Source organism: Acidovorax sp. 210-6, assembly GCF_010020825.1.
Classification (GTDB): Bacteria; Pseudomonadota; Gammaproteobacteria; order Burkholderiales; family Burkholderiaceae_C; genus Simplicispira; species Simplicispira sedimenti.
Genome location: NZ_JAACJE010000001.1, coordinates 4084384 through 4109331 on the forward strand (window position 1 = coordinate 4084384; position 24948 = coordinate 4109331).

Here is a 24948-nt window from a genome sequence, read left to right on the forward strand (position 1 = left end):
CCCCATGACCTTCCTCGACATGCTGCGCGACGCGGCCACGCAGAACAACTCCATGCTGTGCGTGGGCCTGGACCCCGAACCCACGCGGTTTCCCGCCGGCATGCAGGGCGACCCGCACAAGATCTACGACTTCTGCGCCGCCATCGTGGACGCCACGGCCGATTTGGTGTGTGCCTTCAAGCCGCAGATCGCCTACTTCGCCGCGCATGGCGCCGAGGACCAGCTCGAACGCCTGATGCAGCACATGCGCGCCAACGCGCCGCGCGTGCCCGTGATCCTGGACGCCAAGCGCGGCGACATCGGCTCCACGGCCGAGCAGTACGCGCGCGAGGCCTTCGAGCGCTACGGCGCCGACGCGGTCACGCTCTCGCCCTTCATGGGCTTCGATTCGGTTGAGCCCTACCTGCGCTACCCCGGCAAGGGCGCCTTCCTGCTGTGCCGCACCTCCAACCCCGGCGGCGACGACTTCCAGAACCAGCGCCTGGCCAGCGTCGAGGGCGAGCCCCTGCTGTACGAACACATCGCGCGCCTGGCGCAGGGCCCGTGGAACAAGAACGGTCAGCTCGGCCTGGTGGTGGGCGCCACCTACCCGGCCGAGATCGAGCGCGTGCGCGCCATCGCGCCGCAGGTGCCGCTGCTGATCCCCGGCGTGGGCGCCCAGGGCGGCGACGCCGCCGCCACGGTGCGCGCGGGCTGGCGGCAGGACGGCCCCATCATCGTCAACTCCTCGCGCGCCATCCTCTATGCGAGCAACGGCGCGGACTTCGCCGCCGCCGCGCGCCACGAGGCGCAGCGCACGCGCAACCTGCTGCAGGCGGCGATCCCCTTACCCTGAGATTCATCAAAAGCAGGAGCTGGTGGCGCTTGTCTATACTGATTTTCAACGTGATTTCATGCTGAAAACCAATACCAATCAGCGCAAGCAGCTCCTGATTTGCTAGCGCAAACGCCGGGGCGACAGCCCCTCGGCATCCACGCCTTCGGCCACCAGCGACGCGTCCAGCGGCTCGCCGAGCAGCAGGTTGCGCGCGAGCAGCGCGTAGCCCGGCGCGCTCTGGATGCCGTAGCCGCCCTGCGCGGCCACCCAGAACAGACCTTCGACCTGGCCGTCCCAGCCGATCACCATGTCGCCGTCGCTCACGAAGGAGCGCAGCCCGGCCCAGGTGTGCGAGGGGCGGCGGATCTGGAACGTGGTCATCTGCTCGATGTGCCAGATGCCCGTGGCCACGTCGATCTCCTCGGGCACCACGTCGTGCGGGTACATGGGGTCGGCATTGGCGGGCGAGCCCAGCAGCTGGCGCGCGTCGGGCTTGATATAGAAGCTCTCGTCCACGGCAATGATGGCCGGCAGGCTGGGCAGGTCCAGCCCCTCGGGCGCGGGGAAGGTGAAGGCCGTGCGCCGGCACGGCGTCAGACCGATGGGCGCGGCGCCGGCGAGCTGGCCCACCACGTCGGCCCAGGCGCCGGCGGCGTTCACCACGGTGCGCGCCTGCACGCTGCTCCCGTCCTGCAGCTGCACGGTCCATACGCCATCCGCGCGCGACAGCGCCGTGACCTCGGCGTTCATGCGCACCGTGCCGCCCTGCTTTCGCAGGCCGTGCAGGTAGCCCTGGTGCAGGCCGTTCACGTCGATGTCGGCCGCGCCCGATTCACTCAGCCCGCCGCCCAGCGCCTCCAGGCGCAGGCAGGGTGCGCGTTCGACCAATTCAGCAGGGCTCAGGCGCCGCAGGCTGGGCGAATGCGTGTGCAGCTCCTGCCAGGTGGCCTCCAGCAGGTCCATCTGGTCCGGCCCGGCGATGTAGAGCACGCCGCGCGGCGAGAGGATGGGGCTGTCGGCGAAGCCCGGCGGCGGCTGGTCCAGGAAGGCCCGGCTGGCGCGCGTGAGCGCGCGGATGCGCGGCGTGCCGTAGGTCTCCATGTAGAGCGCGGCCGAGCGCCCGGTGGTGTGGTAGCCGGGCTGCGCCTCGCGCTCCAGCAGCAGCACGCGGCCTTGCTCGGCGAGTTGCCAGGCCACGCTGGCGCCGGCGATGCCCGCGCCGATGACGACGAAATCCAAGGGTTCCATGGTGAGGCTCCAGGTTTCAGGCGCTGGCCGCTTGTGGCTGCGCGCGCCCGCGTTGCAAAAACAGATCGTATTCGCTGTCGGGCACGAACAGCCCGCCGGTGGTCCAGGTCAGGTGCGTGGCGCGCGGCAGGTGCGCCTCCAGGCCCTGCGCGCGCAGCCAGGCGCGGCCCGCCAAGGTGCCGGTGAGCATGGCCGGGCCAGAGAACCCGGCCGCCGCCGAGGGCTCGATGCGCAGCCCCTCGGTGTCGTGCGCCCACGCCAGGTGCTGGAACAGCGTGGCGTCCTGCACGGTGAAGACGCCCGAGAGCAGCGGATGCATCAGGCTGGCGGCCAGCAGCGAGGCGCGCGGCACGGCCAGGCCGTCGGCCTCGGTCTGGTTGGTCAGGCCCCAGTCGTACACGCTGGGGTGGTCGTGCGGCCCGGCCAGCATCTGCGCGAGGAAGCAGGGCGATTGCACCGGCTCGGCGAAGAAGCAGTGCACATGCGGCCCCAGCACCTGGCGCAGGCCGAAGGTGATGCCCGCCGGCGCGCCGCCCACGCCGCAGGGCAGGTAGACGAACAGCGGGTGCGTGGCGTCCGCGGTGATGCCCGCTGCCGCCAGTTGCCGTTGCAGCGCGGGGGCGCTGGCGCTGTAGCCCTGCAGGAGCGAGAGCGAGCGCTCGTCATCAACAAAGTGGCAGAACGGGTCGCTCGCGGCCTGGGCGCGGCCGGCGGCCACGGCCTGCTCGTAGTCGCCCGCGTGTTCCACCACCTCCACGCCGCGCCGGCGCAGGCGCTCCTTCTTCCATGCCTTGGCGTCTGCCGACATGTGCACGGCGGCGCGAAAGCCCAGCGCGGACGCCGCCACGCCGATGGACAGGCCCAGGTTGCCCGTGGAGCCCACGGCCACCTGGTAGCGGCCGAGCAGCGCGCGCGCCTCGGGTTGGGCAAGCGCGCGGTAGTCGCCGCCCGGCGCCACCAGGCCATGCTCCAGCGCCAATGTTTCAGCGAATTCGAGCACCTCGTGGATGCCGCCGCGCGCCTTGATCGAGCCGGCCACGGGCAGGAGGTGGTCGCACTTCACCCACAGGGCGCCTTCGGCGGCGCCCAGCCCCAGGGCCTGGCCCAGTGCGGGCGCGGGCACCAGCGGGGACTCGATCACGCCGCTGCTGGTCTGCAGTTCCTGAGGGAACAGCTCCGCCAGCAGGGGGGCGAAGCGGCCAAAGCGTGCCACGGCCGCCTGCATGTCCTCCACGCCCACCGTGCCCGTGCCCACCGACAGCCGGGACGGCACCTCGGCCTGTCGGCCCGGGTTGGTCCACAGGCAGGGCTGGGCGGCACGCAGGCGGTCTTGGAGCGGGGTGGGGTCGGCGGGTTGCATGCCAGAGGGATGTTGATTGCTATAAAAATAATAGCTACTGGCGCTTATCAAAAGGGCGCCAGGGGCTGTTTTGACCTTGAACTACGCTGCGCGCGCGTTCTGTACGTGGATGCGTACCTGCTCTGCCAGGGCCATGTCGCCCGGGGTCTCGGGGTTCCAGGTGTCCACGTTGCGCGGGCGGTTGGCGTCATCGACCGCCACGTACACACAGGCGCACTGCAGCACCTGTTCCAGCGTGTCGCCGGGCAGGCGGGTGCGGTACACCTCCACGGCGATGCCCATGCTGGTCTTGCCGGTGTAGGCCAGGCGGGCCTGCACTTCGATGAGGTCGCCTGCGAACACCGGGCGTTCAAAGCGTGCCCCGCTGATCAGTGCCGTCACGCAATGCCCCTTGGCCCAGCCGGTGGCGCAGGCCAGGCCCGCTTCGTCCACCCAGTGCAGCACGCTGCCGCCGTTGATGCGTGTGCCCACGTGCAGGCCCGCGCTGTGGGATGCCAGAAAACGCAAGGTCAGTGAATGCATGGTGAAGGGAGGCGCCCTTGGCCCCAGAGTTGCTGCTGCGGATCATTATTCCGCAAGCCTTGCGTACCCCCTGCAAAGATCGTCAACAGGCTCTTAGCGGATGCGTGGTGGTGCCAGAAGTTGCTCCGGGGTGGTGAACCATGCGCTGCTGGCGCCCATGCGGCTGCGGGCCTGGGCCAGCTCGTGGCGCGCCACGCTGCGCAGGTGCACTTCATCGGGGCCGTCCATGAAATGCAGTGCCCGGCCCCAGGTCCAGAACTGGGCCAGCGGGGTGTCGGGCGACAGGCCCATGGCGCCAAACACCTGGATGGCGCGGTCCAGCACGTTGCTTTGGAGCTGCGCAGCCACCACCTTGATGGCCGCCACCTGGGCACGTACCTGCGCCGCAGGCAGGGCATCGCCCTGGTCCAGCATCCAGGCAGTTTGCAGCACCAGCAGGCGGGCCTGGTCGATGGCGATGCGCGCTTGCGCCAGCCAGTCTTGCACGTTGGACTGCTCGCTCAGGTATTTGCCAAAGGTGCGCCGCTCCAAGGTGCGCTCAGCCGCCAGTTGCAGGGCCAGTTCACACTGGCCAATGCTGCGCATGCAGTGGTGCACGCGCCCCGGTCCCAGCCGGGCCTGGGCCATGGCAAAGCCTGCGCCCCAGTCGCCCAGCAGGTGGCTGGCGGGCACACGCACCTGGTGCAGCAGGATCTCGCAGTGCCCTTCGGGCGTGTGCTGGTGCAGTACGCTGATGTTGCGCAGCACCTGCACGCCGGGGGCATCCAGCGGCACCAGAACCATGCTGTGCTGGTGGTGAGAGTCCGGCATGGGCTCGCCGCTGCCCTCGTCATCGGCATTGCGGCACAGCACGATCAGCAGCCGACAATGCGGGTGCGCCGCGCCTGTGATGAACCATTTGCGCCCCTGCACCACCAGCGTGTCGCCCTCGCGCCGCACGGTGGTCTGCAGGTTGGTGGGGTCGGACGAGGCCACGTCGGGCTCTGACATCGCAAAGGCCGAGCGGATGTGGCCCTGCAGCAGCGGCTCCAGCCATTGCTGGCGCTGTGCCGGGCTGGCAAAACGGTGCAGCAGCTCCATGTTGCCGGTGTCGGGCGCGCTGCAGTTGAACACCTCGGCCGCCCAGGGCAGGCGGCCCATGGATTCGGCCAGCGGTGCATATTCCAGGTGCGACAGGCGCGTGCCTGGTTCGTCATCGCGCAGGCCGGGCAGGAACAGGTTCCACAGGCCCTCCTCGCGCGCCAGGGCCTTGAGGTCTTCCATGAAGGGCGGCGGATACGCACCCTCCTGCACCGCGCGGTGCCAGGCCGGGTTGTGGGGCAGCAGGTAGCGCTCGACAAAGGCATCCATGCGCTCGCGCAGCGCCTGGGCCCGGGCAGAAGGGGCAAAGTCCATGGCGCATTCTGAAAGAAGGCGCCCGCACTGTCACAACGCAGGTGACAGGGATCGTCTCCCGGTCACGCCTTGCGTGGCACGGTCAGTCCCCACAGCAGGGCCAGCAGCAGGGCCGAGCCGGTGTTGTGCGTCAGCACCAGGGCCAGCGGCAGCTCCCAGGCGACCAGAGCCAGGCCCAGGAAGCCCAGGGCAGCAGGCATACCGATCAGCCAAGCGGCGGTACCGCGCTGTCCCAGCCGCCAGGCTCGCCAGGCCATCAGCCACAGCACGGCCGTCAGCAGCACGGCGCCAGCGCTGTGCAGCAGGTGCACCCAGGCGCCTTCGGGGCGGGTGGGCAGCGCCATGGCCGGCGGTAGCGCCCAAGGGTTCAGGGCCTCCCAGGAGGCAGCGCTCAGATCGCAACTGCCCCACGCAGGGCAGCTCAAGCCCGCATGGGCGGCACTCGCCTGGCCGCCCAAGGCGACCTGCACCAGCAGCAGCAGCCCCGCCGCCCAGGCCCAGCGCGCCAGTGGCGCACGCTCTCCGCCGTGGGCCATCGGTGCTGCCGCGACGCCCGCGAGGCGCACGCTCAGGGCAAACATGGCAAAGCCGCCCAGCAGGTTGCCCAGCGTCACGGCAGGCAGTTGTGATTGGGCGGTCCAGCGCCCCAGCACGGCCAAAAACAGCGCCAGCGCCAGCAGCCCGAGGGTAAGACGCCCTTCGGGCCACAGGACCGGCCGTGAGGCCAGTGCCGTCATCAGCATCACCAGAACAAGCAGCAGGGCGGCCGATGCAATCACCCGGTGGGCCAGCCGCGCTGCGGCCTCGGCCCCCGATGGCTGATTGACCGCAGGGCCCGCTGCGGAGTCCTGCTGTGCCTGGGCATAGCACTGCGGCCAGGGATCGCAGTCCAGACCGTACTTGCTCAGACGCAAAAAGGCGCTGAGGCTGGTGATGGCCAGCACCATGACCGCGCACACCCAGGCCATGCGCTGCAACAGCAGGCGACGGCGTGCAAGCGGTGGAGGGGGTAGGCTCATATCAATGGTGCTCATAGGGTTACTGGGGATATGTGGTGAAAAAGTCACGCGTGATGCGCTTTACCGATCGAAAACCGTCAGGACACCGAAAGCCAGCGTAAATGTGCATTTCAAGTGTATGAAACACACTTGCAGCCAGATTTTCGTCTTGTTACAGACGCGCCTACGGTTTACCATGCCCCAAGTATTGATTCAGATCATGTTTAGACCGACAGTTAAGGTCAAGAATGTAAGCCGCTGAAAAGCTTACCAAGGAGAAGTGACCATGAACCACCATGACGATGAGAACGAAAAAGTTCCGTTCATGCAACAGTTGCTGGACAACCCATTCCTGCTTCTGTTCCTGGGCGTGATGATTCCAATGATTGTCTACAACCTTTGGGGTGTCATAGACATCCTGACCATCCCAGCCGCTAAGTAAAAGGAACGCAGCCATGAGCGCAATTCTTCCCCCCTCAGAGCGGTTGTGGTGGAAACACCCCCTGGACCGCCTCGAAGCCGTATGGATCGGCATCGCATTCGTCTGGTGCATGGTCATGTTCTTCATGATGGTGTTCTGGCACGTCTACGGTAAGCAGAACCTTTCCACGGAAACCTACAAGACCACGCCCGACAAGTTCTCCGCGGCCGCCCAGGCCATGGTGGACAAGTACACCGTTCGCACGGAAACCGAACAGAACATTCCTGTGGTGGCCCCGCCCGAAGGCACCGACGTGTACATGATCGCGCGCCTGTGGAACTTCTGGCCCATCCTGGAGCTGCAAAAGGGCAAGACCTACAAGCTGCACCTGACCTCCATGGACTACAACCATGGCTTCTCTCTGCAGCCGACCAACATCAACATCCAAGTGGTGCCGGGTTACGAGCACGTGATCAAGGTCACGCCGAACGAGTCGGGCACTTTCTCCATCGTGTGCAACGAGTATTGCGGCATTGGCCACCACGAGATGGTGGGTCGTATGTACGTGAAGTAATGCGAGGACAGCCATGACCGTACAAACCACTTACCGTACCTGCCCGCGCTCGGGCCTGCAATTTGAAAAGCAGGCCGAAGCGCTCATGAAAATCAACGCCGTCACCGCCGTGGTGGCACTGCTCGTCGGGGGCCTGCTGGCCATCGGCGTGGTGCTGACCCGCTGGCCCGCGGTGCACTGGCTGGCAGCCGACACCTTCTACATGGTGCTCACGGCCCACGGCATCGACATGCTGATCTTCTGGATCATCTTCTTCGAAGTCGCTGTTCTGTACTTTGCCTCATCCACCCTTTTGCGATGCCGATTGGCGACACCCAAGATTGCATGGGCCGCCTACGCGCTCATGCTGATCGGTGCCATCGTGAACAACGTGTCGGTGTTCCAGGGCAGTTCCAGCGTGATGATGACCTCCTATGTGCCCATGATGGCGCACTGGTCGTTCTATCTCGGCCTGATCCTGTTCGCCGTGGGTGCGCTGATCGCCTGCTTCGTGTTCTTCGGCACGCTGGTCGTCGCCAAGCGCGAAAAGACCTACCAAGGCTCGGTGCCGCTGGTGACCTTTGGCGCCATCACGGCAGCCATCATCGCCGTGTTCACCATCAGCTCGGGCGCGATCATCCTGATCCCGACCTTCCTGATGTCCATCGGCCTGATCAATGAAGTCGATCCCCTGATCTACCGCACCATCTGGTGGGCCTTCGGTCACTCGTCGCAGCAGATCAACGTGGCCGCCCACATCTCGATCTGGTACGCCGTGGCCGCCATCGCCTTTGGCGCCAAGCCCATGTCCGAGCGCGTCAGCCGTGGCGCCTTCCTGCTGTACATCCTGTTCCTGCAACTCGCCAGTGCCCACCACCTGCTTGCCGACCCCGGCATCAGTACCGAGTGGAAAGTGGTGAACACCAGCTACTTCATGTACTTTGCTGTGCTGGCATCCATGATCCACGCCCTGTCCATCCCTGGCGCCATGGAAGTGGCCCAGCGTGCGCGCGGCTACAACAAGGGTCTGTTTGAGTGGCTGCGCAAGGCGCCCTGGGGCAACCCGACCTTCTCCGGTGTGTTCATTGCGCTGGTGGGCTTCGGATTCCTGGGCGGTATCACCGGCGTGATGATGGGTACCGAGCAGCTCAACCTGCTGATCCACAACACCATCTACGTGCCCGGCCACTTCCACGCCACCGTGGTGATCGGTACCACGCTGACCTTCATGGCATTGACCTACTTCCTGATTCCCGTGCTGTTCCAGCGCGAGATGATTGCCCCTGGTCTGGCCAAGATCCAGCCGTACCTGTTCGGCTTCTCGATGTACTTCTTCTGCCTCGTGATGATGGGCGCTGGTACCCTGGGCGTCTCCCGTCGCCACTGGGACATGGCTTTCAGCGGCCACGCCCTGGCCTATGAATGGCCCGGTGCAGCCTACCTGATGATGGGTCTGGTCGGTATCAGCGGTATCGTTGCCATCGCTGGCGGCGCCATCTTTGTGTACGTGACCGTGATGTCCGTGTTCTTCGGCAAGAAGCTCGACGCCGGTGTGGTGAGCCCCAAGTTCACCCCGCTGATGCCTGCCGCCCCCACCGCCGCTGCCCAGACCTATGGTTCGGCTGGTTTCGTGGCGCCTGGCACCTTCGTGCTGGCCATATTCTTCCTGGTTACCTTCGTGTTGTACTACTTCGTCAACTGGAAGTACCTCGGCCAGTTGTGGGGTCTGAGCTGATCGGAAGCCCTGAGCGATGCACACCACCACGCTCAAGCCCGCCGGGCGCAGCATGGGTCAGATGACGCGCGACGTCGTCTCCCTGTTCAAGCTGCGCATCGGTGTGCTGATCATGATTACCGCGCTTGTGGGCATGGCGGTCGCGCCAGGGCCGGCACCCAGCTTCGTGCAGGTGCTGATTCTGGCCGTCTCCGTGCTCCTGGCGTCGGCAAGCGCGGGGGCGTTCAACCAGTATGTCGAGTACGAGAGCGACCGCCTCATGGCGCGCACCGCCAAGCGTGCCTTTGCCACAGGCGCACTGCCCCACCACCCTGCATGGCTCGTCCTGATGGCCGTGCTGCTGGCAGGGGCCGTGGGCGCGGCCTGGGTCGCACTCAATGGCGTTGCGGCGCTCCACGTGTTTCTCGGCGCCTTCTTCTATGGGGTGGTCTACACCCTGTGGCTGAAGCGGCGCACTTCTCTCAACATCGTCATTGGCGGTCTTGCGGGGAGTTTTGCCGTGCTGGCGGGTGCCGCCGCCGTGGATCCAGCCCTGGGTCCGCTGCCCTGGTTGCTGGCCCTGGTGCTTTTCTTGTGGACACCTCCGCACTTCTGGAGTCTGGCCATCGCCAACCGCGATGACTATGCCCAGGCGGGCGTGCCGATGCTTCCCGTTGTGGTAGGCCCCGAGCGGGCGGCCCGTACCGTGTTTGTCAGTACGGTGGCGCTGTTTGTGGCCTCACTGCTTCCCCTGGCCTACGGTGCCGGCCCGGTGTATGCCGTTGGCGCCCTGGCCGGTGGGCTGCACTTTGTGCACAAATCCTGGTTGCTGGCGCGCAATCCCGTGCGTGCCACGGCCATGGGTTCTTTCTTTGCATCGTTGGTGCAGTTGAGCGTCCTGTTGGTGGCCGCCTGCATTGACGCCATGCTGCGCTGAAGGAGTGGTTGTGGGTCGGTCGTTCCTGTCTTGCTTGCGCCAAGCCGCACTGTGCTGCGGGTTGGGCCTGGCTTTGGTGTTGCCTGCCGCAGCATCGGGCCCGCAGGGCAACACGGCCGATCTGGGCCTGGATCGTGAGCAGGCATTGCGCACGAGCCAGGCTGCCATCGGTCGCACGATCGGCGACCACATTCTTCTCAACCGTGAGGGACGTCCTGTGTCCCTCTCCTCCTTCCGGGGCAAACCCCTGCTGGTGAGCTTTATCTACACCGGCTGTTTCCAGGTGTGCCCCACCACCACCAAATCCCTGCAGGAAACGGTGGACGGACTCCAGAAAAGCCTGGGGCCCAACATGTTCAACGTGGTGAGCATCGGCTTCAATCAGCCCGCCGATTCGCCACAGGCCCTCAAGTCCTTTGCCACCCAGTACGGCATCAACCAGCCCAACTGGGATTTTCTGAGTCCTCCGGCCGCGCTGGTTCCCAAGCTGGCCGAGGACTTTGGTTTTGTGTACGCCGCTTCCCCCGCAGGCTTTGACCATGTCTTGCAGGTGTCCATCGTGGATGCCGAGGGACGCATCGTGCGGCAGGTGTACGGCGAGATCGTCGCTCCCGGCGAGTTGGGCGAACCCCTCAAGATGCTGATCGCGGGCACACCGGTTCAATCGAACGAGTTGCTGGAGACGCTGATGGACCGGGTGCGCGTTGTCTGTACTGTGTACGACCCCAAGACGGGCACCTACCGTGTGGACTACACCTTGCCTATCCAGATCGCCGGTGGGGTGATGTTCTTCGTCCTGATGTTGATGTTCTTCTTCAACGAGTGGCGCTCCAATCGCAAGAGTGCACGCAACAAGGGGGTGCGCAGCGCCTGACGCTCGCCAGTTCCATGTCCTTGCCCGGTTCAGCCTTCTCCCCGGAAGGCGCCAGCACCTCTCTCGCTCTTTCGCCGGTTTCTCGCCTCGCAGCCACCTACCGGGCTTTGGAGCACGCGTTCGACAAGCCGTTCGGCCCGGCGCTCAACCCCCTCAAGCACCTGGGCGCTTTGGGGTTCATGCTGCTGTGGTTGCTCGTGGTCAGTGGCACGGTGCTCTACATCGTGCTCGACACCTCGGCCGCCGGGGCCTACCGGTCCATCGAGGCGCTGACGGAGGTCCCCTGGATGCTGGGCACCGCACTGCGCGGTGTGCACCGCTATGCGGCCGATGCGTTCGTGGTGGTCATGGCCGCACACATCGTGCGCGAATGGGTGCTGGGCCACTACCGGCATTTCCGCAAGGTGCCCTGGATCACCGGTGTGCCCCTGGTGGCATTGGCCTTTGTCTGTGCCGTGGGCGGCTTCTGGCTCAACTGGGATCGCTTGGGACAGTACTCGGTGGTTTCCACGGCAGAGTGGCTCGACGCTTTGCCCTTTTTGGCTTCGCCCCTGGCGCGCAATTTCTTGGGCGGCCTGAGCCTGGGCGACCGCTTGTTCACGCTGTTTGTGTTCATACACATCGGTGTCCCCTTGTTGCTGATCTTCGGCCTGTGGTTCCATATCCAGCGCATCAGCCTGGCCAGGGTGTTCCCGCCGCGTGCATTGGCATGGGGGACTTTTGTCACCTTGATGCTGCTGTCCTTCGTGGCGCCGGTGGTCAGCCAGGGGCCTGCCGATCTGAGCTCCGTGCCTCAGGCGCTGGCGATTGACTGGATTCTTCTTTTCATCCACCCACTGATCGATGCCACCTCACCGCTGGTGGTGTGGGCGCTGCTGGGGCTGGCCTTTGTGCTGCTGTCGGTGCCCCCTTTCCTGCCCGCTCCTGCGCCCGCGCCGGTGGCTGTGGTGTACCCCGACCACTGCAGCGGTTGTGCCCGCTGCTTTGACGATTGCCCCTATTCGGCCATCACCATGGTGCCGCACCCCAATGGCCGCAGAGGCATGCGCCTGGCCGAGGTGAATGCCGATCTGTGCGCTGGGTGCGGCATTTGCGCGGGCGCGTGCCCGTCGTCCACCCCCTTCCGCAGCGCCGAGACGCTGGTCACCGGCATCGACATGCCGCAATGGCCAGTCAATGACCTGCGTGCGCAACTGGTGGAGCGTCTGCGTGCCATGCCAGGCCCCCGTCGCCTGGTGGTCTTTGGATGCGAGCAGGGCACGCGCACCCACCTTGACGCCACCGATGTGCTGCATTTCCCGCTGATCTGTGCTGGCATGTTGCCGCCCTCCTTTGTGGAGTACGCGCTGCGTGCGGGCGCCGACGGTGTGCTGATCAACGGCTGCCGCGAAGGCGGCTGCGAATTCCGCCTGGGCCAGCGCTGGACAGCCCAGCGCCTGAGCGGCGAGCGCGAGCCCCATCTGCGCAGTTCGGTACCTGCCGAACGCTGGCGCACCGCCTGGACCGACCCCGGCGACGAGCAAGCGCTGGCGGCTGCCGTGGACGAATTGCGCAGGCAATGCGATACCTGTGCCCCCCCTGAACTTGAGGAGAAAAACCGATGAACCGCGTACTCAACTGGACCGGCCAGGCCCTGCTGTACGGCAGCTTTGCCGTGGCACTTGGGGTGTTTTCACGCTGGCCTGTGTACCACCCCCTGCCGCCGGACATGGCGCAGATCAAGGTCAGCTTCATCCACCATGGTGTGCGCATTGCCGACTGCCGACCCTTCACCGCGGAAGAGCAGGCCAAGATGGCCAAGAATATGCGCCAGACGCAAAAGTGCGAGCGCGAGCGTTCACCGGTCAGTATCGAGGTGGACATCGACGGCAAGTCGGTGCTGCGCCACACCTCGCCGCCTTCGGGCCTGTCGCGCGACGGTGCTTCCACCGTGTACCAGCGGCTTGATCTGCCAGCTGGCGAGCACCGCATCGCCGTCCGCTTCAAGGACAACAAGGCCGTGGAAGGCTTCACCCACCAGCGTGAGGAGACCGTCATCCTCAAGCCCGCGCAGGTCATGGTGATCGACTTCAACCTCGACAAGGGAGGCATCGTGCTGCTATGAGCGCAGGAACCTCTCCCTTGTCAGGTGGGCGGCGCGCGGCCACAGCGCCCTTGCCCACCGTGCGCGCGGGTGCGGACTACCAGTTGAGCATCCCGCAGGACGCCCGTCTGGCGCTGGCCCGCGGCTGGCTCTGGTTGGGTATGGCCGCGCTGATCGGCTCCGGGCTGTTCTCGGTGCTGTTGGTCGTGTCACGCACGCCTTACGTGAACCAGTGGCTCCCGGCCGCCAATTTCTTCCACATCTCGCTGGTGCTGCACGTGGACCTGTCGGTGCTGGTGTGGTTTGTGGCCATGGGCGGTTTGCTGTGGAGCCTGCATGGCAGCCAGCGTGCCCAGGGGGCGGGCTGGGTGGCGTTGTGGATCACCGCAGCGGGCACCCTGGCCATGGCGCTGGCACCCTTTCTGGCGCCCGGCGAACCCATCATGGCCAACTACATCCCGGTGCTGGAATCTCCGCTGTTCCTTGTCGGCTTGGTCGTGTTTGGCGTAGGCACTGCCGTTCTGGTGCTGCGCAGCCTGTGGGCAGCGCCCCGCTTGGGCCTGCAGTACGACGGGCGCGGCGCGCTGGACTTCGGCCTGAGCTCTGCCGCGGTGGCCACGGCCGTGGCCTTGCTGTGCTTTGCCTGGTCTTGGGCGGTCCTGCCCACCACCTTGCACGGAAAGGCGTATTACGAAATCCTGTTCTGGGGTGGTGGACACGCGCTGCAGTTCACCTGGACCTTGATGATGCTGGTGGCGTGGCTCTGGCTGGCCAGTGCCTGCGGCGCCCATTTGGTGCTGAGCCCGCGCGTCACGGTGCTGATGTTTCTGCTGGCGCTGCTGGGCGTCTTTGTGACGCCCTATGCCTATCTGGCCCACGACGTCGCATCGGTGGAGCACCGCAACCTGCTCACCTGGGCCATGCGCATGGGTGGTGGCCCGGCCATCGTGCCGGTGGGCATGGCCGCCGTGCTGGGGGTGCTGATGCTGCGCAACCTGACGGCCGAAATGCGCCCACTGCGTGCGGCGCTGCTGTCCTCTGTGCTGCTGTTTGGTGCGGGTGGCGTCATTGGCATTTTCATCCAGGGCAGCAACGTGCGCATCCCGGCGCACTACCACGGCTGCATCGTGGGTGTGACGCTGGCGCTCATGGGTGCGGTCTATCGCATCCTGCCGTCCATGGGCTACCAGGCCCCGCAGGGCCGCATGGCCACCTGGCAGCCCTGGATGTACGGCATCGGCCAGCTCATGCACATCATCGGGCTGGTCTGGTCTGGCGGCTACGGCGTGCAACGCAAGGTGGCGGGCAGCGACCAGGTGCTGCGCAGCACCGCCGAAGTGGCGGGCATGGGACTCATGGGCCTGGGTGGGCTCATCGCCATCATCGGCGGGCTGCTGTTTGTGGTGGTGGTGATCCGCGCCATCCGCCAGCCACAACCCAGTGCCGCCCACGGCTGAAGGAACACGAACAATGATCAAACTCTTCCAAAACCTCCTGCAATGGCTTTTTCTCAAAGCCGAGGGCCTGTTCAACGCTGCCTTTGGTGACCGCATCAACCCCTTCTACCATCTGGGGGCCATCACCTTCTTCCTGTTCTGGATCGTGGGCGCCAGCGGGCTGTACCTCTACGTGTTCTTCGAGACCGGGATCGCCGAGGCCTACTCATCCGTGATTGCCCTGACCAACAACCAGTGGTGGGCCGGCGGCATCATGCGCAGCGTGCACCGCTATGCCTCGGATGCCATGGTGCTGACCATGGTGTTGCACATGCTGCGCTACTTCGCCTTCAACCTGTACCACGGCTTCCGCTGGTTCTCGTGGGTCACGGGCGTCATGCTGATCTGGATGGTCTATGCCTCCGGCATCAATGGCTACATGCTGCCCTGGGACCAACTGGCGCAATACGTCACCGTCACCAGCTTTGAATGGCTGGATTGGCTGCCGATCTTCAACGGCACGCTGATGCGCAACTTCCTGTATTCCGACCATGTGGGCGACCGCTTCTTCACGCTGCTGTCCTTCATGCACCTGGGCATTCCGCTGGTCTTGCTGATGATCATGTGGATCCACGTGCAGCGTGTGCCCAAGGCACGCACCACGCCGCCGCGCCCCATCGTCATTGGCATGCTGCTGACCTTTCTGGTGCTCTCGCTGGTGGCCCCGGTGCACAGCCAGGGGGGTGTGAGCAACCTGGCCCAGGCAGTCACCCAGGTGGAGCTGGACTGGTTCTACCTAGCCGTGTTCCCGCTGATCACCGACTGGCCCATGGGCCGCGTGTGGGCGCTGGTGGTGGGTGCTTCGGTGCTGCTGTCCCTGCTGCCCTGGTGGCCGCCGCAGTTCCGCCGCGGCGACAAGCGCACGCACCAGGTGGTGGTGCATGGCACAGACGGTGCGAGCGCCGAATTCAAGGTGCGTGAGGGCGAAACCATTCTGGACGCCGGTCTGCGCCAGGGCCTGGCCCTGCCTTACGAATGCCGCAACGGCGGCTGTGGCCTGTGCATTTGCAGTGTCGAACAAGGCAGCATCGAGCAGCGCCCGTACCAGCGCAGCGCCCTGCCGGACGCCCAAAAGGCCCAGGGCAAGGCACTCATGTGCTGTGCCGTGCCCAAGGGCGACGTGGTCATTGATGTCGAAGGTTTCACGGGTGCCGAGCACCAGGAAGCTGCCGTGCACACCGCCACCGTGGCCCAGATGGAACGGCTGGCCGAGGACGTGATGCGCGTACTGCTGCAACTGCCCGAGGGCAAGACGCTGGATTTCAGCGCAGGCCAGTACATCGACATCCTGCTCGACGACGGCCAACGCCGTGCCTTCTCGTTCGCCAACCGGCCGGGCGAGAGCCGCCAGATCGAGCTGCATGTGCGCCTGGTGCCTGGCGGACGCTTCACCACCCACGTGTTCCAGGGCATGAAGGTGGGCGACACCCTGCGCTTTGAAGGCCCGCGTGGCAGCTTCACGCTGCGCGAAAGCCAGCACCCCATCCTCTTCATCGCCGGGGCCACGGGCTTTGCGCCCATCAAGAGCATTGTCGAAGACGCCTTTGCGCGCGGCGTGCAGCGCCCCATGCGCCTGTACTGGGGCACGCGCAAGCCGCAGGACCTCTACATGCTGGAGCGCTGCGAGCAATGGCAGCGCGAGCATGCCAACTTCACCGTGGTGCCCGTGGTGTCCGACGCCAGCGAGGGCGACGCCTGGACCGGCCGCACCGGCCTGGTGCACGAAGCCATGTTGGCCGACTTTGCCGACCTCAGCGGCCACGAGGTGTACCTGTGCGGCTCCGTCAAGATGGTGGAGACGGCCGTGCCCGCCTTCATCGCGCAGGGGCTGGACGAAAACTCCTGCTTCTCCGACGCCTTCCTGATGGCGGCACCGGCCCAGACCCCGGCGCAGCACTGAGCGCCTCCAAAGCAAAAGCGCCCGGCACCGCGAAGGTGCCGGGCGCTTTTTTTCATTCCTCGTCAAAGGCCGAGAGATTCGTACAGCGCGTCCATGCGCGCCGTCACATCGGCATCCATGGTGATGGTGCGGCCCCACTCGCGCTGGGTCTCACCGGGCCATTTGTTGGTGGCGTCCAGTCCCATCTTGCTGCCCAGGCCGCTCACGGGCGAGGCAAAGTCGAGGTAGTCGATGGGCGTGTGCTCAATGAACATGGTGTCGCGCTGGGGGTCCATGCGGGTCGTCATGGCCCAGATGACTTCCTTCCAGTCGCGCACGTCCACGTCCTCGTCCACCACCACGATGAACTTGGTGTACATGAACTGGCGCAGGTGGCTCCACACGCCCATCATCACGCGGCGCGCGTGGCCGGGGTAGGCCTTCCTGATGCGCACCAGCGCCATGCGGTAACTGCAGCCCTCGGGCGGCAGGTAGAAGTCCACGATTTCCGGAAACTGGCGTTGCAACAACGGAACGAACAGCTCGTTGAGTGCCACACCCAGCACGGCGGGCTCGTCGGGCGGCTTGCCGGTGTAGGTGGAGTGGTAGATGGCGTCCTTGCGCAGCGTGATGCGGTCCACCGTGAACACCGGAAACTCGGCCTGCTCGTTGTAGTAGCCCGTGTGGTCGCCGTACGGCCCTTCGAGGGCATGCTCCCAGCCGCTGGCATGTGTGGCGTCGGGCTGGATATGGCCTTCGAGCACGATCTCGGCGCTGGCCGGCACGCGCAACGGCACGCCCAGCGCGGGCGCTACCTCGGTGCGCGCGCCGCGCAGCAGGCCGGCAAACTGGTATTCGCTCAAAGCGTCGGGCACCGGCGTCACGGCGCCCAGGATGGTCGCCGGGTCGGCCCCCAGCGCCACGGCCACCGGGTAGGGCTTGCCGGGGTTCAGGGTGCAGTGGTCGCGGAAGTCGAGCGCGCCGCCGCGGTGTGCCAGCCAGCGCATGATGAGCTTGTTGCGCCCCAGCACCTGCTGGCGGTAGATGCCCAGGTTCTGCCGCGCCTTGTGCGGCCCCTGCGTGATGACCAGGCCCCAGGTGACCAGTGGCGCTATGTCGCCAGGCCAGCAGTGCTGGATGGGCAGGCGCGCCAGGTCCACGTCCGCGCCTTCCCACACCACCTCCTGGCACGGCGGGCTGCTGCGCTCCTTGGGCGCCATGTTCCACAGCGTCTTGAGCAGGCTGCCCATGCCCACCATTTCCTTGAAGCCCTTGGGCGCCTCGGGCTCCTTGAGCGAGGCCAGCAGCTCGCCAAACGGCCGCAGCCCGGCGATGCTCTCCACCCCCATGGCACGCGCCACGCGCTCGGGCGTGCCGAACAGGTTGCCCAGCACCGGCATGCGGTGGCCCGTGGGGTTCTCGAACAGCATGGCCGGGCCGCCCGCGCGCAGCACGCGGTCGCACAGGGCCGTCATCTCCAGGTGGGGCGACACCGGCTCGCGCACACGGCGCAGCTCGCCGCGCTGTTCAAGCTGCTGGATGAAGTCGCGCAGGTCGTGGTAGTGCATTTGGATAAAAAGTGGCTTTTGCGCTTATGGGTACTGCGCAAGCAGCTATAAAAAATATAGCAAAAAAAGAACCCAGTTCAGCCCGTGTCAGTGGCCAGCGCCCAGCCCCTGCCAGCGCCCGCCCAGCCCATGGGCCAGGCCCAGCAGATCCAGCGTGCGCGCGACGGTGTGGTCCACGATGTCGTCCACGCTGCGCGGGTGCAGGTAGAACGCGGGCACCGGGGGGCAGACGATGGCGCCCATTTCGGTCACGCTGACCATGTTGCGCAGGTGGCCCAGGTGCAGCGGTGCTTCGCGCGCCAGCAGCACCAGGCGGCGGCGCTCCTTGAGCATGACGTCGGCGGCGCGGGTCAGCAGGCTGTCGGCCAGGCCATGCGCCACGGCCGCCAGGGTGCGCATGGAGCAAGGGGCGATGACCATGCCCGCGCACTGGAACGAGCCGCTGGCGATGCTGGCGCCTACGTTGTCGGCGTCGTGCGCCACATGCGCCAGGGTGCGCACGGCGTCGGGCTCCAGGTGCATTTCGTGGCGCAGGGTGCGCCAGCCGGTGTCCGAGACGACGAGGTGCGACTCCACCCCAGGGCAGGTGCGCAGCGCCTGCAGCAGGCGCACACCGTACACCGCACCACTGGCGCCGGAGATGCCCACGACCACGCGTTGCGGCGCCTGCCCTGGTGCGGGGGGCGTGGCCGCAGCGTTCATGCGGCCATCCGGGGGGCGGGTTCGGCGGACGCTGAGTGCGCCGTGAGCGGGTGGGCGGCCAGGTCGGCCTGCACCTGGTCCAGCACGAGCTGGGCCTGCGCGGGGTCGAAGTCTTCGTGGCGGCGTTTTTTCACGCCGTACTGTTGCAATTGGTAGTGGCGCGCAGCTTGAATGCCGTGGCGCGAGAGGCAACCCTGCACGCAGTTGAGTGGGCAGCCGTCCAGCGCGATGATGGGGCGGCCCGAGTGCGCCGTGCGCACCAGGCTGGGCACGTCGCCGCCCACGCCCGCGATGCACGACATCTCGGCCACGCCTGCGCGGTCCAGCCGCAGCGCCACATGGTTGGCCAACTGCGCGGCGCTGGAGCAGCCCGAGCAGGAATAGACCAGGGGCAGTGCAGCGCGCGTGTCTGTCATGGCCGTGCTCCGGGGAAGCCGTGGCCAGCGCCGGGGTTGCTGTTGCTGGGGCGCATGCCAGGGCGCAGGGCGGCCAGGCGCGCGAGCACCTGGCGCGGGCCCCATTGCTGCAGGTCCAGCACGGGCAGTTCCAGCGCGTCCAGCGTGTTCTTGACGACCAGGCCCAGTTCGGTGTCGCCTTCCATGGAGAGGCGGCGGCTGAAGAACAGCGTGTCCGGGTCTTGCTGGCGCTGGGCCAGCAGCAGGAAGTCGTGGGCGCTGGCGCTGATGCACAGGTCGGTCTCGGCGAAGCGCGCACGCGGGGCAAAGGCGCCGCCGGTCCAGGTGTAGTCGAAGGTCACGCCCGCGTCGCGCACATGGATGCGCAGGCGCTTGTTCAGCAGCATCTCGCCCACGTCGCGCGGCAGTTGGCGCGCCAGGCCCACATTGAGTGCGGTGACCAGCAGCACCGAGCCCGGAAACGCAGGCAGGCGCGAGGTGAGGGCCGCCACGGCAGACGGCAGGACAAAGGGGGCGGGGGGCGTGTGCGGGGCGTTCATGGGGGACTCCAGTGCGGGCTTGTCTTGTGCAATGGCGGCGGTGGGCAGCGGTTCAGGCGGGCACCAGGGCCGGGCTGTCCACCAGCTCCAGGCCGGGGCGGCCATGCCAGTAGCCGTTGCAGCTTTGGTCGGGCATGAGTGGCTGGAGCTGGGCGCGGGCCTCGGGGCCGCTGAGCTGGCCCTTGCGCACGGCGTCGAACAGCGCCACCACTTCCGTCATGTGCTGGGACTGGGGGCTGATGCGTGCCACGGCCACGCCCATGCGTTGCATGCGCGGCAGCTCGTCGATGAGGTTGTGCACGCGCGCCGACTGCGTCTGGATGCCGTTGAGCACGAGGAACTCCTCGCTCTCGCGCGTCTTGAGCATCAGGCCGTCGGGGTGGTCCAGGCAGCTGAACTGGCAGTCGTCCTTGGGCAGGTTGCGCTGGCGTGCGGTGAAGCAGCGCGCCGAAAACGCCAGCGGCATGCGCCCGTAGGCAAACACCTCGGTCTGCAGGGCCTGCGGGCCGTTCTGGATCAGGGCGGCCAGGTCTTCGTGCTTCATCTCCAGCGGGGCCACCCAGCGCGTGGCGCCCAGCGAGGCCAGCCACTGCAGCGTGGGCAGGTTGTAGATGTTCAGGTGCATGCCTCCGGTGAAGGGGCGCTTGCCCGCCACACGCTGCACGGCGCCCATGTCGCCCGCTTCCACCGGCCAGTCGGTGTTGGCCGTGACCTTGTGCATGGTGCTCACTTCCACGCCCGATTCGAGCAGCACCTGGGTGGACAGCACGGCTTCCTTGCCCGATGCGCGCATCAGCTCGGCGATGTCGAGCCAGTCCTGCAGGCGCAGCTCCTTGCGGCGCGAGCAGACGGTTTCGCCCAGATAGACGATGTCCACGGCCGTGGCGGCCATGGCCTCGTAGAAGTCGAAGTAGGTCTGGCGCGACCAGTAGTACTGCGGCGCGCCCAGGGACAGTTTCAGGGTGGGGGTGTTCATTATTTCCAGGGGCGGTGGTAGGCGCCCAGGGTGTGCTGCTGGCCTTCGGCCACCTGGTCCAGGCTGGCCATCCAGGCGGTCTTGGGGGCGTAGCGCAGGCGGTCGGCCTGGCAGCTGTCGATGGCTTCGCGCCAGACCTTGGTGACCTGCGCCACATAGGCCGGGCTGCGCTGGCGCCCTTCGATCTTGACGGCGCGTACGCCCATCTTCATGAGCTGGGGCAGCAGCTCCAGCGTGTTCAGGCTGGTGGGCTCTTCGATGGCGTAGTAGTTTTCGTCCTCGCCCACGTCAAAACGGCCCTTGCACAGCGTGGGGTAGCCCGCGTTCTCGCCGGGGCCGTAGCGGTCGATCAGTACGCCGCCCAGGCGTGATTCCAGGCCCTTGGGCGTCTCCTGCCAACGCACCGCCTTGGCGGGCGAGCACACGCCGTGGGTGTTGGGCGATTCGCCCGTCACGTAGGACGAGAGTGCGCAGCGGCCTTCGACCATCACGCACAGGCTGCCGAAACCGAACACCTCGATCTCGACCGGGGTGTTGTCGATCACGCGCTGCACCTGCTCCACGGCCAGCACGCGCGGCAGCACGGCGCGCACGATGCCGAACTGCTCGCGGTAGAAGTTGATGGCATCGGCGCTGGTGGCCGAGCCCTGCACCGACAGGTGCAGGCGCAGCTTGGGGTGGTGCTGCGCGCCGTATTGCATCAGGCCGGGGTCGGCCAGGATCACGGCGTCCATGCCCAGGTCCACCGCCTTGTCCATGGCGGCGCGCCAGGGCTCGGGGTTGGCGGCCTGCGGGTAGGTGTTGAGCGCCATGAACACCTTGCGCCCGCGCTGGTGCGCGTACTGGATGCCGTTGGCGATGGCGGCTTCGTCGAAATTGAGCCCGGCAAAGTTGCGCGCATTGGTGGCGTCGCGCAGGCCCAGGTACACGCAGCTGGCGCCCGCGTCCACGGCGGCCTTGAGCGCGGGCAGGCTGCCTGCGGGGCAGACCAGTTCGAACGGGGGCGCGGCCTCGGGGGCTGCGCCGTCGGTGGAGGAAGTGTGGGTTTGCATGCGATCGAAAAACTCGGACGCGGGCGGCCCGGCAGGCACCTTCGCGCAGGCTGAACCATACGCCCCTTCCATCGATAGGGGCATGATCCAGGTCAAGCAGTGCCGCGCCCTTGCTGGGTCAGTCAGGCGCACAATGGACGATTGCCGCGCGTGCTCTCCTGGCCCCCCATGAACAAGAATCTGTGGCTGCTGGCGCTTTGCCAGGGCCTTTTCCTGACCAACAACGTCGTCTTCATCGCCATCAACGGCCTGGTCGGCCTGCAACTGGCGCCTTATGGCTGGATGGCCACCCTGCCGGTCATGGGCTATGTGGTGGGCGGTGCACTGGCCACCGGGCTGGTGGCGCGCACGCAGCAGCGCTGGGGGCGGCAGGTGTCGTTCCAGATCGGCCTGGCCGTGGCGCTGGCGTCGGCCCTGGCCGGGGCCTGGGCGGTGTACAGCCACAGCTTCTGGCTGCTGTGTGCGGCCACGGTGGTGGCGGGCTACTACAGCGCCAACGGGCAGTTGTACCGCTTTGCCGCTGCCGAGCTGGCGGCGCCCGCCTTCCGCGACAAAGCCATTTCGCTGGTGCTGGCCGGGGGCCTGCTGGGCGCCGTGGCCGGGCCCAACCTGGCCAGCCACACGCGCACGCTGCTGGCCGTGCCTTTTGCCGGGGCTTATGTGGCGCTGGCAGCGGTGGCGCTGCTGTCCATGCTGTGCATGGCAGCCATCCGTTTTGACGCGCCGCCGCCGCGCACCGCCGCCAGCACCCGCGCCGGGCGCAGCGTGGGCCAGTTGCTGCGCGAGCCCGCCTTTCTGGTGGCCACGCTGGGCGCCGCGCTGGGCTATGGGGTGATGAACCTGCTCATGGCCGCCACGCCGCTGGCCATGCAGGTGTGCGGCTACGCGTTCGACGACGCCGCGCTGGTGCTGGAGTGGCATGTGATCGGCATGTTCGCGCCGGGCTTCTTCACCGGCCACCTGATCCAGCGCCTGGGCGTGCTGCCGGTGATGGGGGCGGGGGTGCTGCTCAACCTGGCCTGCGTGGCCGTGGCGCTGATGGGCGTGGACCTGCACCACTTCGGCATTGCGCTGTTCCTGCTGGGCGTGGGCTGGAACTTCCTGTTCACCGGCAGCACCACGCTGTCGCTGCAGGCCTACCGCCCCGAGGAAAAGGACCGTGCGCAGGCCGCCATCAACTTCTTTGTGTTTGCCACCATGGCGCTCACATCCTTTGCCTCGGGCGCGCTGGTGACCACGCAGGGCTGGACGCTGCTGAACTACGGCTCGCTCGCGCCCATCGCCTTGACGGGCATGGCCGTGCTGTGGCTTGCCTTGCGGCGTAAGGCTTAGTTGCTATTATTATGATAGCTGTTGGCGCTTGATGGACGGGCGCCAGAGGCCAAAATGCCTCAAACTTTTGCCGGGCACTGCTGCAGCAGCCACTGGCGCAGCAGCGCAAACACCGGCGCGGCCAGCTCCGGGCTTTCGTTGAACAGCTCGTGGTACAGGCCGTCAAAGCACTGGCTGCGCACGCGCGCGCTGGGCGCAGCGGCGGCAAAGGCGCGGCTGCCTGCGGGTTGCACCAGGCGGTCGGCGCCGGCCCACATCAGCAGCGTGGGCACGCTCCAGTGCGCGGCGCGGGCCAGGGTGGCGGGGCCGCCGTCGGCAATGAACTGCGCCAGGCGTGCGCTGATGCGGTCGTGGCACAACGGGTCGGCCACGTAGGCATCGACCACCGCGCGGTCGTGCGAGATGTAGTCCACCTGCAGCCCGTTGCCGATGCGCAGGTTGGGGGCAATGCGTGGCAGCGTGCTCAGCAGCAGCTTTTGCACGGCATTGAGTCCGGGGTCCAGCGCGGGTGAGGACAGCACCAGCGCATCCACCGGCCGCAGGTGCAGCGACACAAAGCGCGCCGCCACCAGCCCGCCCATGCTGTGGCCCAGCAGCACCAGGGGCAGGCCCTTGGGCGTGTGGGAGCGCGCGGCGTCCACCATGTCGGCCAGATCTTCCAGCAGGCGCATGGAGTGGGTCAGCCCGCCGCGCGGCCCGCCCGACTGGCCGTGGCCGTACTGGTCGAACGCACGCACGGCAAAGCCCCACGCGTTCAGGCGCCGGGCCGTGGCGTCGTAGCGCCCGGCGTGCTCGCCCAGACCATGCACGATGAGCACGGTGCCGCGCTGGGGCTCGTCCTCGGGCAGGGGCCAGTCGTACACGGCGATGTTTTCACCGTCGCTGGCGGTGAAGGCGCTCAGGGTATAGGCGGGGGATGCGGAGTCGGCGTCGGAGGTCTCAACCATGGTGCTGCAGGGGCTGGGCGTTACTGAAGCGCATCATAGAGGAGGCGGCCCCGCCTGTGCGCTGCCCTGGGCCACACGCCGCGTCACGGCAGGTCCCGCCACCAGCACCACCAGAAAGCGCGCCAGCTGCATGGCCATCACAAAGCCCGTGTCCACCGCGCTGGTGGCGGCAATCACCGCCATGGAATCGGCCCCGCCAGGGCAGGTGGCCAGAAAGGCACTCAAGGCGTCCAGCCCCGTGGTCAGCACCAGCGCCGTGCCGGTGGCCAGGCCCACCCCCATCAGCAGGGCGATGGACAGCAGCACCTGCGGCAGCGCACGCAGCGCGTGCAGCGCAATGCCGCGCGTAAAACGCAGGCCCACGCTCCAGCCAATGGCTGCATAGGCCAGCGCCATGAGCGCCGGGGGCAGCGCGGGTGTCCAGTCCCACAGGCCCTGTACCAGCGCGGCGGCCACCAGCGGCAGCACCATGGAGCCGCCCGCCAGGTTCAGGCGCTGTGCCAGCGCATGGCCGCCCAGCACCAGGGCAGCGGTCAGCGCCAGCGCCTGCGGCGCCGTGGGCGGCCACCACGGAATGGCGCTGGCACTGTCGGGCAGCGGGCCCACCACGGCGCGCGTGACCAGCGCCGCCACCAGCGTGACCACCACCACCCGCGTGTACTGCATGAAGGCCACCAGGCGCACATCGGCGCCAAACGATTCCGACATGACCACCATGGCCGTGGCCGCCCCCGGCGCCATACCCCACAGGGCCGTGGTGCCGGGCATGACCTGGCGCCGCGTGAGCCACCAGCCCAGCCCGGTGCTGGCGGCAATCAGCAGCAGCGTTGCGCCCAGAAACACCGGCCAGCTCTGCACCACCGTGCCCAGGTGCTGCGGCTGCAGGCTGTGCGCCATGAGGCAGCCCAGCAGCCCCTGCCCCCAGCCAAACAAGGTGCGCGGCACGGCCAGCGTGGTGCCGCGCACCGCCACGGCAATGGCGCACACCATGCAGCCCAGCAGCACGGCCGCAGGCACATGCAGGGCCAGCAGCGCGGCCGACAGCAGCGCGCTGCCCATGCACAGCGCCAGCCAGTGTCTTGAAGAAGTCATGGCGCGCGCAAACAAGGTGTGGGTGCA

Annotated in this window: 24 protein-coding genes; 11 read left to right on the forward strand and 13 right to left on the reverse strand. The window is 67.0% G+C overall.

Annotated elements, in window-relative coordinates; translation table 11 throughout:
• The first annotated feature begins 4 nt into the window (after nt 1-4).
• Nucleotides 5-835, forward strand: a complete 831-nt coding sequence (gene pyrF / locus GWK50_RS18970) for an orotidine-5'-phosphate decarboxylase (RefSeq protein ID WP_162017908.1) — start codon at nt 5-7, stop codon at nt 833-835.
• A gap of 102 nt (nt 836-937) precedes the next feature.
• Here pyrF and GWK50_RS18975 read toward each other — a convergent pair whose 3' ends face one another.
• The 5 genes from GWK50_RS18975 to GWK50_RS18995 all read right to left on the reverse strand — a co-directional run bounded on the left by GWK50_RS18975 (nt 938) and on the right by GWK50_RS18995 (nt 6376).
• The gene (locus GWK50_RS18975) at nt 938-2065 is read right to left on the reverse strand and encodes an FAD-dependent oxidoreductase (protein ID WP_162017909.1); all 1128 of its coding nucleotides are present in this window, start codon (nt 2063-2065) and stop codon (nt 938-940) included.
• A 16-nt stretch (nt 2066-2081) separates the two neighbouring features.
• Complete coding sequence (locus GWK50_RS18980; RefSeq protein WP_162017910.1) at nt 2082-3425, reverse strand: D-serine ammonia-lyase; 1344 nt, start codon at nt 3423-3425, stop codon at nt 2082-2084.
• An 81-nt stretch (nt 3426-3506) separates the two neighbouring features.
• Nucleotides 3507-3947: a hotdog domain-containing protein gene (locus tag GWK50_RS18985; protein ID WP_162017911.1), complete on the reverse strand. Its 441-nt coding sequence runs from the start codon at nt 3945-3947 to the stop codon at nt 3507-3509.
• 93 nt (nt 3948-4040) lie between these two features.
• Nucleotides 4041-5342, reverse strand: a complete 1302-nt coding sequence (locus GWK50_RS18990; RefSeq protein ID WP_162017912.1) for an acyl-CoA dehydrogenase family protein — start codon at nt 5340-5342, stop codon at nt 4041-4043.
• Between the two features lie 62 nt (nt 5343-5404).
• Nucleotides 5405-6376: a COX15/CtaA family protein gene (locus GWK50_RS18995; RefSeq protein WP_242455433.1), complete on the reverse strand. Its 972-nt coding sequence runs from the start codon at nt 6374-6376 to the stop codon at nt 5405-5407.
• Between the two features lie 250 nt (nt 6377-6626).
• Here GWK50_RS18995 and GWK50_RS19750 point away from each other — a divergent pair, with 250 nt between their 5' ends.
• The 9 genes from GWK50_RS19750 (at nt 6627) to GWK50_RS19035 (ending at nt 16318) form a co-directional block, all read left to right on the forward strand.
• Nucleotides 6627-6782, forward strand: a complete 156-nt coding sequence (locus GWK50_RS19750) for a hypothetical protein (protein ID WP_197905039.1) — start codon at nt 6627-6629, stop codon at nt 6780-6782.
• A gap of 13 nt (nt 6783-6795) precedes the next feature.
• Nucleotides 6796-7335, forward strand: a complete 540-nt coding sequence (locus GWK50_RS19000; RefSeq protein WP_162017913.1) for a cytochrome C oxidase subunit II — start codon at nt 6796-6798, stop codon at nt 7333-7335.
• 13 nt (nt 7336-7348) lie between these two features.
• Nucleotides 7349-9049, forward strand: a complete 1701-nt coding sequence (locus tag GWK50_RS19005; protein ID WP_162017914.1) for a cbb3-type cytochrome c oxidase subunit I — start codon at nt 7349-7351, stop codon at nt 9047-9049.
• A 16-nt stretch (nt 9050-9065) separates the two neighbouring features.
• A complete protein-coding gene (gene cyoE / locus GWK50_RS19010; RefSeq protein WP_162017915.1) occupies nt 9066-9965 on the forward strand; it encodes a heme o synthase in 900 nt (299 codons plus the stop codon).
• Between the two features lie 76 nt (nt 9966-10041).
• Nucleotides 10042-10839 carry an SCO family protein gene (locus GWK50_RS19015; RefSeq protein ID WP_242455496.1) on the forward strand — a complete coding sequence of 266 codons (798 nt, stop codon included), beginning with the start codon at nt 10042-10044 and terminating at the stop codon, nt 10837-10839.
• Between the two features lie 14 nt (nt 10840-10853).
• Nucleotides 10854-12443 (forward strand): hydrogenase iron-sulfur subunit, encoded by a 1590-nt coding sequence (locus GWK50_RS19020; RefSeq protein ID WP_162017917.1) that lies wholly within the window; start codon nt 10854-10856, stop codon nt 12441-12443.
• Entirely contained in the window at nt 12440-12943 is a 504-nt protein-coding gene (locus GWK50_RS19025) for a hypothetical protein (protein ID WP_162017918.1), read from the forward strand. Before GWK50_RS19020 ends, GWK50_RS19025 begins: the two co-directional genes overlap by 4 nt.
• The gene (locus GWK50_RS19030; protein ID WP_162017919.1) at nt 12940-14379 is read left to right on the forward strand and encodes a cbb3-type cytochrome c oxidase subunit I; all 1440 of its coding nucleotides are present in this window, start codon (nt 12940-12942) and stop codon (nt 14377-14379) included. The genes GWK50_RS19025 and GWK50_RS19030 overlap by 4 nt, the downstream gene beginning before the upstream one ends.
• A 13-nt stretch (nt 14380-14392) precedes the next feature.
• Entirely contained in the window at nt 14393-16318 is a 1926-nt protein-coding gene (locus GWK50_RS19035; RefSeq protein WP_162017920.1) for an FAD-binding oxidoreductase, read from the forward strand.
• A 62-nt stretch (nt 16319-16380) separates the two neighbouring features.
• Here GWK50_RS19035 and ubiD read toward each other — a convergent pair whose 3' ends face one another.
• The 6 genes from ubiD to GWK50_RS19065 all read right to left on the reverse strand — a co-directional run bounded on the left by ubiD (nt 16381) and on the right by GWK50_RS19065 (nt 21550).
• Nucleotides 16381-17865 carry a 4-hydroxy-3-polyprenylbenzoate decarboxylase gene (gene ubiD, locus GWK50_RS19040; RefSeq protein ID WP_162017921.1) on the reverse strand — a complete coding sequence of 495 codons (1485 nt, stop codon included), beginning with the start codon at nt 17863-17865 and terminating at the stop codon, nt 16381-16383.
• Between the two features lie 87 nt (nt 17866-17952).
• The gene (locus tag GWK50_RS19045; RefSeq protein WP_162017922.1) at nt 17953-18567 is read right to left on the reverse strand and encodes a UbiX family flavin prenyltransferase; all 615 of its coding nucleotides are present in this window, start codon (nt 18565-18567) and stop codon (nt 17953-17955) included.
• Entirely contained in the window at nt 18564-18983 is a 420-nt protein-coding gene (locus GWK50_RS19050) for a putative zinc-binding protein (protein WP_162017923.1), read from the reverse strand. The genes GWK50_RS19045 and GWK50_RS19050 overlap by 4 nt, the downstream gene beginning before the upstream one ends.
• Complete coding sequence (locus GWK50_RS19055) at nt 18980-19522, reverse strand: SCP2 sterol-binding domain-containing protein (protein WP_162017924.1); 543 nt, start codon at nt 19520-19522, stop codon at nt 18980-18982. Before GWK50_RS19055 ends, GWK50_RS19050 begins: the two co-directional genes overlap by 4 nt.
• 52 nt (nt 19523-19574) lie before the next feature.
• Entirely contained in the window at nt 19575-20483 is a 909-nt protein-coding gene (locus tag GWK50_RS19060) for a U32 family peptidase (RefSeq protein ID WP_162018180.1), read from the reverse strand.
• 14 nt (nt 20484-20497) lie between these two features.
• Nucleotides 20498-21550 (reverse strand): peptidase U32 family protein, encoded by a 1053-nt coding sequence (locus GWK50_RS19065; protein WP_162017925.1) that lies wholly within the window; start codon nt 21548-21550, stop codon nt 20498-20500.
• Nucleotides 21551-21718: 168 nt separating this feature from the next.
• On the opposite strand from GWK50_RS19065, the gene GWK50_RS19070 reads away from it, so the two are divergent.
• Entirely contained in the window at nt 21719-22882 is a 1164-nt protein-coding gene (locus GWK50_RS19070) for an MFS transporter (RefSeq protein ID WP_162017926.1), read from the forward strand.
• Nucleotides 22883-22941: 59 nt separating this feature from the next.
• Here GWK50_RS19070 and GWK50_RS19075 read toward each other — a convergent pair whose 3' ends face one another.
• On the reverse strand, nt 22942-23829 hold the full coding sequence (locus tag GWK50_RS19075) for an alpha/beta hydrolase (protein ID WP_162017927.1): 888 nt from the start codon (nt 23827-23829) through the stop codon (nt 22942-22944).
• 33 nt (nt 23830-23862) lie between these two features.
• Nucleotides 23863-24921 (reverse strand): AbrB family transcriptional regulator, encoded by a 1059-nt coding sequence (locus GWK50_RS19080; RefSeq protein ID WP_242455434.1) that lies wholly within the window; start codon nt 24919-24921, stop codon nt 23863-23865.
• Between the last annotated feature and the right edge of the window lie 27 nt (nt 24922-24948).

What these genes read in the sequence shown, in the direction of transcription:
- pyrF (WP_162017908.1), top strand. Translation starts at nt 5, where the DNA reads ATGACCTTCCTCGACATGCTGCGCGACGCGGCCACGCAGAACAACTCC.
- GWK50_RS18975 (WP_162017909.1), bottom strand. Translation starts at nt 2,065, where the DNA reads ATGGAACCCTTGGATTTCGTCGTCATCGGCGCGGGCATCGCCGGCGCC.
- GWK50_RS18980 (WP_162017910.1), bottom strand. Translation starts at nt 3,425, where the DNA reads ATGCAACCCGCCGACCCCACCCCGCTCCAAGACCGCCTGCGTGCCGCC.
- GWK50_RS18985 (WP_162017911.1), bottom strand. Translation starts at nt 3,947, where the DNA reads ATGCATTCACTGACCTTGCGTTTTCTGGCATCCCACAGCGCGGGCCTG.
- GWK50_RS18990 (WP_162017912.1), bottom strand. Translation starts at nt 5,342, where the DNA reads ATGGACTTTGCCCCTTCTGCCCGGGCCCAGGCGCTGCGCGAGCGCATG.
- GWK50_RS18995 (WP_242455433.1), bottom strand. Translation starts at nt 6,376, where the DNA reads ATGAGCACCATTGATATGAGCCTACCCCCTCCACCGCTTGCACGCCGT.
- GWK50_RS19750 (WP_197905039.1), top strand. Translation starts at nt 6,627, where the DNA reads ATGAACCACCATGACGATGAGAACGAAAAAGTTCCGTTCATGCAACAG.
- GWK50_RS19000 (WP_162017913.1), top strand. Translation starts at nt 6,796, where the DNA reads ATGAGCGCAATTCTTCCCCCCTCAGAGCGGTTGTGGTGGAAACACCCC.
- GWK50_RS19005 (WP_162017914.1), top strand. Translation starts at nt 7,349, where the DNA reads ATGACCGTACAAACCACTTACCGTACCTGCCCGCGCTCGGGCCTGCAA.
- cyoE (WP_162017915.1), top strand. Translation starts at nt 9,066, where the DNA reads ATGCACACCACCACGCTCAAGCCCGCCGGGCGCAGCATGGGTCAGATG.
- GWK50_RS19020 (WP_162017917.1), top strand. Translation starts at nt 10,854, where the DNA reads ATGTCCTTGCCCGGTTCAGCCTTCTCCCCGGAAGGCGCCAGCACCTCT.
- GWK50_RS19025 (WP_162017918.1), top strand. Translation starts at nt 12,440, where the DNA reads ATGAACCGCGTACTCAACTGGACCGGCCAGGCCCTGCTGTACGGCAGC.
- GWK50_RS19030 (WP_162017919.1), top strand. Translation starts at nt 12,940, where the DNA reads ATGAGCGCAGGAACCTCTCCCTTGTCAGGTGGGCGGCGCGCGGCCACA.
- GWK50_RS19035 (WP_162017920.1), top strand. Translation starts at nt 14,393, where the DNA reads ATGATCAAACTCTTCCAAAACCTCCTGCAATGGCTTTTTCTCAAAGCC.
- ubiD (WP_162017921.1), bottom strand. Translation starts at nt 17,865, where the DNA reads ATGCACTACCACGACCTGCGCGACTTCATCCAGCAGCTTGAACAGCGC.
- GWK50_RS19045 (WP_162017922.1), bottom strand. Translation starts at nt 18,567, where the DNA reads ATGAACGCTGCGGCCACGCCCCCCGCACCAGGGCAGGCGCCGCAACGC.
- GWK50_RS19050 (WP_162017923.1), bottom strand. Translation starts at nt 18,983, where the DNA reads ATGACAGACACGCGCGCTGCACTGCCCCTGGTCTATTCCTGCTCGGGC.
- GWK50_RS19055 (WP_162017924.1), bottom strand. Translation starts at nt 19,522, where the DNA reads ATGAACGCCCCGCACACGCCCCCCGCCCCCTTTGTCCTGCCGTCTGCC.
- GWK50_RS19065 (WP_162017925.1), bottom strand. Translation starts at nt 21,550, where the DNA reads ATGCAAACCCACACTTCCTCCACCGACGGCGCAGCCCCCGAGGCCGCG.
- GWK50_RS19070 (WP_162017926.1), top strand. Translation starts at nt 21,719, where the DNA reads ATGAACAAGAATCTGTGGCTGCTGGCGCTTTGCCAGGGCCTTTTCCTG.
- GWK50_RS19075 (WP_162017927.1), bottom strand. Translation starts at nt 23,829, where the DNA reads ATGGTTGAGACCTCCGACGCCGACTCCGCATCCCCCGCCTATACCCTG.
- GWK50_RS19080 (WP_242455434.1), bottom strand. Translation starts at nt 24,921, where the DNA reads ATGACTTCTTCAAGACACTGGCTGGCGCTGTGCATGGGCAGCGCGCTG.